Origin of the sequence: Actibacterium sp., from assembly GCF_041584535.1 — a bacterium.
In the GTDB taxonomy this organism is placed as follows: Bacteria; Pseudomonadota; Alphaproteobacteria; order Rhodobacterales; family Rhodobacteraceae; genus Actibacterium_D.
In genome coordinates this window covers 1-4,745 of record NZ_JBFHDW010000213.1, presented here as the reverse complement: position 1 = coordinate 4,745, position 4,745 = coordinate 1, and the positions used below count along the sequence as shown (strand labels likewise).

Here is a 4,745-nt window from a genome sequence, read left to right as displayed (position 1 = left end):
GTCCAGCGCGCCCAGCGGTTCGTCCATCAGCACCAGCTCGGGTTCGAACACCAAGGCCCGCGCCAGCGCGATCCGTTGTTGCTGGCCCCCGGACAATTGCGCCGGACGCCGCCCGCCGAAATCCCCCATCTGCACCATGTCGAGCGCGCGCTTGACCTTGGCCTCGCGCTGGGACTTGTCCATCCTGCGGACCTCCAGCGGGAAAGACAGGTTTTCAGCGACGGTCATATGCGGGAACAGCGCATAGTTCTGGAACACCATGCCGATGCCGCGCTTGTGAGGGGGGATGTTATTGATCGGTTGGCCATCCAGCAGGATATCGCCATGCGTGGCCGTCTCGAACCCGGCCAGCATCATCAGGCAGGTTGTTTTACCTGACCCCGACGGCCCAAGCATTGTCAGAAACTCGCCTTTGCCGATCGAAAGGTTAAGGTCTTTCACGACAAGCGTTTCGCCGTCGTAGCTTTTCTGAACGCGGTCAAAAACCACGAATCCGTTGTCGGATGCGGTGGTCAAAAAACCCTCCTGTTGTCGTCGCACCACTTGCGGGCGCTGTTTGCCGTTCTAAAATATTGACCAAACGGTAACATCCTGAACGCACATTTCAACGATGAATATTTTCAAGGCAATTAAGCGCCAGGCCATGGGCCCCTGCAAAGCCGAAACCGAACATAGTCCCAAGTTACGTGGTGTAGCCGGGGAAAATCGGCCGGTATCGCCCTGTAGTTGGGCGGAAACGCCGCAAAAACGGCACCGCAGGGTTGCGGCGCCCGGATGCGGGTCAATCTGAACGGGATTTTCAGAGAGTTGGTGCGGTCGAGAAGACTCGAACTTCCACGGGAGTTACCCCACAGCGACCTCAACGCTGCGCGTCTACCAATTCCGCCACGACCGCACGATCTGGTGGTGGGCGGTTACATAGCGGCCAATCCTGATGATGTGAAGCGGATTTTTCAGCGTGGCTTGCGAATTTATCGGCACCGGTTCGGGGCGCTGCTTTGGCGGCAATTGCGCTGTCAGATTGCACTTGGTCCCGGTCTGGCTTTATGACGGGGATAGCGCCCGGTTTACCGGGCAGGCAACGGCGGGAAAGAGGCCCCAATATGGTGGACTGGATCATTTCAGACGGGCTGGTGCCCTATGAAGAGGCGCTGCAAACCATGGAGGCGCGCGCCGCCGCCATCGCCGAAGGCCGCGCGGACGAGGCGATCTGGCTGCTGGAGCACCCGCCGCTTTACACCGCCGGCACCTCGGCCAAGCCCGCCGATCTGACCGATCCCGACCGGTTCCCGGTCTATGAGGCCAAGCGCGGCGGCCAATACACCTATCATGGCCCGGGCCAGCGCGTGGTCTATGTGATGCTGGATGTCGGCGCCCGCGGCCGCGATGTGCGCAAATTCGTGCAGCAGTTGGAAGAATGGGTGATCGCCACTCTGGCCGAATTCAACGTCACCGGCGAAATCCGCGACGGCCGGGTCGGCGTCTGGGTTCAGCGCCCGGACAAGCCGAGGGCCGCTGACGGATCGGTGCGCGAGGACAAGATCGCCGCCATCGGCATCCGCCTGCGCAAATGGATCAGCTTTCACGGCATCTCGATCAATGTCGAACCCGATCTCGGGCATTTCGACGGTATCGTCCCCTGCGGCATCCGCGAGCACGGCGTGACCAGCCTTGTCGATCTGGGCCTGCCGGTAACGCTGGACGATCTGGACGTGGCGCTGCGCAAGACCTTTGCACAGGTGTTCGAATCCGAACCGCGCGACGCCGCTTAAACCTGCGGCACGCTTACATATTCAAACTTTTGTTGCCTTTCCCGGCGATGCCGGTAATTTGCCGGACGACCAAAGTCGCAAATTCGGCTGTCTCAATGAGGGAAATCCGCTGCGAAGTCGCTACGGAGCATTGCCCAGTCTGACTGTGCGCATTAAAAGCAGGTCAGGGAAACTTGCGGCGGACCCCCGTGTCCGCCCGCTTTAACATTAGGAACGGGAGGCAACGCATGGCCGACGCAGCCATTCATAGCCACGACGGACACGCCAAGCGGGGGTTCTTTACCCGCTGGTTCATGTCTACGAATCACAAAGATATCGGGATTCTGTATCTCTTCACCGCAGGTGTGGTCGGCTTCATCTCTGTTGCCTTCACCGTCTACATGCGGCTCGAGCTTATGCATCCGGGCGTTCAGTATATGTGCCTTGAAGGGGCGCGCTTTACCGCCGCGGCGGTAGGCGAATGCACCCCGAACGGCCATTTGTGGAACGTTCTGATCACCGGCCACGGCATCCTGATGATGTTCTTCGTGGTTATTCCCGCGCTTTTCGGCGGTTTCGGCAACTTTTTCATGCCGCTGCAGATCGGCGCGCCGGACATGGCCTTTCCGCGCCTCAACAACCTCAGCTACTGGCTGTATGTGACCGGCACCACGCTGGCGGTTCTGTCGGTGCTCAGCCCCGGCGGTAACGACCAGCTTGGCTCGGGTGTGGGTTGGGTTCTGTACCCGCCGCTCAGCACCAGCGAGGGCGGTTACTCGATGGATCTGGCGATCTTTGCCGTGCACGTGTCGGGCGCCAGCTCGATCCTGGGCGCGATCAACATGATCACCACCTTCCTGAACATGCGCACCCCGGGCATGACCCTGCACAAGGTTCCGCTGTTCGCCTGGTCGATCTTCGTTACCTCGTGGCTGATTCTGCTGTCGCTGCCGGTTCTGGCTGGCGCCATCACCATGCTGCTGACCGACCGGAACTTCGGCACCACCTTCTTCCAGCCTTCTGGCGGCGGTGACCCGATCCTGTATCAGCACATCCTGTGGTTCTTCGGCCACCCCGAAGTGTATATCGTGATCGTTCCCGGCTTCGGCATTGCCAGCCACGTGATCGCGACCTTCTCGCGCAAACCGATCTTCGGCTACCTGCCGATGGTTTACGCCATGGTCGCCATCGGTGTTCTGGGCTTCGTCGTGTGGGCGCACCACATGTATACCGTCGGTCTGAGCCTGACCCAGCAGTCCTACTTCATGCTGGCCACCATGGTGATCGCGGTGCCAACCGGCATCAAGATCTTCTCGTGGATCGCGACGATGTGGGGCGGCTCGATCGAGTTCAAGACGCCGATGCTGTTCGCCATGGGCTTCCTGTTCCTGTTCACCATCGGTGGCGTGACCGGGATCGTTCTGTCGCAAGCCGGTATCGACCGTGCCTATCACGACACCTATTACGTCGTGGCGCACTTCCACTACACCATGTCGCTGGGTGCGGCCTTCTGTATCTTCGCCGGGGTCTACTATTACTTCGGCAAGATGTCGGGGCGTCAGTATCCGGAATGGGCGGGTAAACTGCACTTTGCGATGTTCTTCATCGGTGCCAACCTGACCTTCTTCCCGCAGCACTTCCTGGGTCGTCAGGGCATGCCGCGCCGCTATATCGACTATCCCGAGGCTTTCGCCCAGTGGAACGAACTGTCGAGCTATGGCGCGTTCCTGTCCTTCGCCTCGTTCATCCTGTTTATCGGCATCGTAATCTACACGCTGACCGCCGGTAAGCGCGTGACCGAGAACAACTACTGGAACGAATATGCCGATACGCTGGAATGGACCGTGTCCTGCCCGCCGCCGGAGCATACGTTCGAGACCCTTCCGAAGCAGGAAGACTGGGACAAGGGCCACGCCCACTAAATGCCCTACGAATGGGATAAACAGATGACAGGGGCCCCGGTGAATTCCGGGGCCTCTTTGTTTGCCGATGGCGCGCCGCCGCTGGCGGTGCTGCACCTGTGGCCCTATCGGTCCCTGCCCCGGCGTGGGTTCGTGATCTTTCTGGGGGTGACGGCGGTGCTGTTGCTGCTGCCGCTGCTGGCGGTGCTGGGCTCGCCGATCCTGTGGGGGCTGCTGCCATTCATGCTGTTGGCGCTGGGGCTGACATGGCTGGGGTTGGAGCGGTCCTATAAGGACGGTGAAATTCTGGAAGAGCTGCGGCTGTGGCCCGACCGGATCGAGCTGAGCCACCACCACCCGCGCCAGCCGGTCAAGCAGTGGGACGCCAACCCCTATTGGGTCAGCGTCATCCTACATTCCCGTGGCACCCGGATCGAGAATTACCTGACCCTGCGCGGCGGCCCGCGCGAGGTCGAGATCGGGTCGTTCCTGACCGCCGACGAACGGCTGACGCTGCGTGATGAATTACAGACTACGCTGGCAAACCTGCCACGGGTCTAGGCAGCCCGGACCCCGAGCCAACAAAAAAGGCGCCCTCAAGGCGCCTTTTTGCGTGGGGTCAGAGGGCCGGATCAGCCCAACTGATTCTTGACCATCGGCCCGACCGCGCCGAAATCCATCTGGCCGGTATATTTGGCCTTGAGCGCGCCCATCACCTTGCCCATGTCGCGGATCGAGCTGGCGCCGGTCTCGGCCACGGCGGCGGCGATGGCGGCGGCGACTTCTTTGTCGTTCAGCTGCTTGGGCAGGAATTCCTCGATCACGTCGATCTCGGCCAGTTCACGCTCGGCCAGGTCCAGACGACCGCCTTCTTCATAGGCGCGGGCGCTTTCCCGGCGTTGTTTGACCATCCGGCCCAGAATCTGCAGCACATCGTCATCGGTGACCGAGGTATCGCCGTCTTCTCCGCGACGGGCGATATCCATGTCCTTGATGGCCGCATTGATCAGCCGCAGCGTCGAAAGGCGCTCGGCTTCCTTGTTTTTCATCGCGGCCTTCAGGCCGGTCGCAATACGTGTTTTCATGTCCATTC

Annotated in this window: 5 protein-coding genes and 1 tRNA gene; 3 read left to right on the top strand and 3 right to left on the bottom strand. The window is 60.8% G+C overall.

Annotated elements, in window-relative coordinates:
• Positions 1 to 516: ABC transporter ATP-binding protein (locus ABYW26_RS10740; protein ID WP_372604847.1), on the bottom strand; the 516-nt coding region annotated here is incomplete at its 3' end.
• Between the two features lie 292 nt (positions 517 to 808).
• A tRNA-Leu gene (locus ABYW26_RS10735) sits at positions 809 to 895 on the bottom strand.
• Positions 896 to 1,046: 151 nt separating this feature from the next.
• On the opposite strand from ABYW26_RS10735, the gene lipB reads away from it, so the two are divergent.
• From lipB to ABYW26_RS10720, 3 genes are all read left to right on the top strand, one after another.
• Positions 1,047 to 1,772, top strand: a complete 726-nt coding sequence (gene lipB, locus ABYW26_RS10730) for a lipoyl(octanoyl) transferase LipB (protein ID WP_372604846.1) — start codon at positions 1,047 to 1,049, stop codon at positions 1,770 to 1,772.
• A gap of 227 nt (positions 1,773 to 1,999) precedes the next feature.
• Entirely contained in the window at positions 2,000 to 3,673 is a 1,674-nt protein-coding gene (locus tag ABYW26_RS10725; protein ID WP_372604845.1) for a cytochrome c oxidase subunit 1, read from the top strand.
• Complete coding sequence (locus ABYW26_RS10720; RefSeq protein ID WP_372604843.1) at positions 3,674 to 4,213, top strand: DUF2244 domain-containing protein; 540 nt, start codon at positions 3,674 to 3,676, stop codon at positions 4,211 to 4,213.
• Positions 4,214 to 4,284: 71 nt separating this feature from the next.
• On the opposite strand, the gene ABYW26_RS10715 is transcribed toward ABYW26_RS10720, so the two are convergent.
• Complete coding sequence (locus tag ABYW26_RS10715; protein ID WP_372604842.1) at positions 4,285 to 4,743, bottom strand: GatB/YqeY domain-containing protein; 459 nt, start codon at positions 4,741 to 4,743, stop codon at positions 4,285 to 4,287.
• Positions 4,744 to 4,745 lie beyond the last annotated feature (2 nt).

Coding starts and splice junctions, on each gene's coding strand:
- lipB (WP_372604846.1), top strand. CDS start 1,047: ATGACGGGGATAGCGCCCGGTTTACCGGGCAGGCAACGGCGGGAAAGA.
- ABYW26_RS10725 (WP_372604845.1), top strand. CDS start 2,000: ATGGCCGACGCAGCCATTCATAGCCACGACGGACACGCCAAGCGGGGG.
- ABYW26_RS10720 (WP_372604843.1), top strand. CDS start 3,674: ATGCCCTACGAATGGGATAAACAGATGACAGGGGCCCCGGTGAATTCC.
- ABYW26_RS10715 (WP_372604842.1), bottom strand. CDS start 4,743: ATGGACATGAAAACACGTATTGCGACCGGCCTGAAGGCCGCGATGAAA.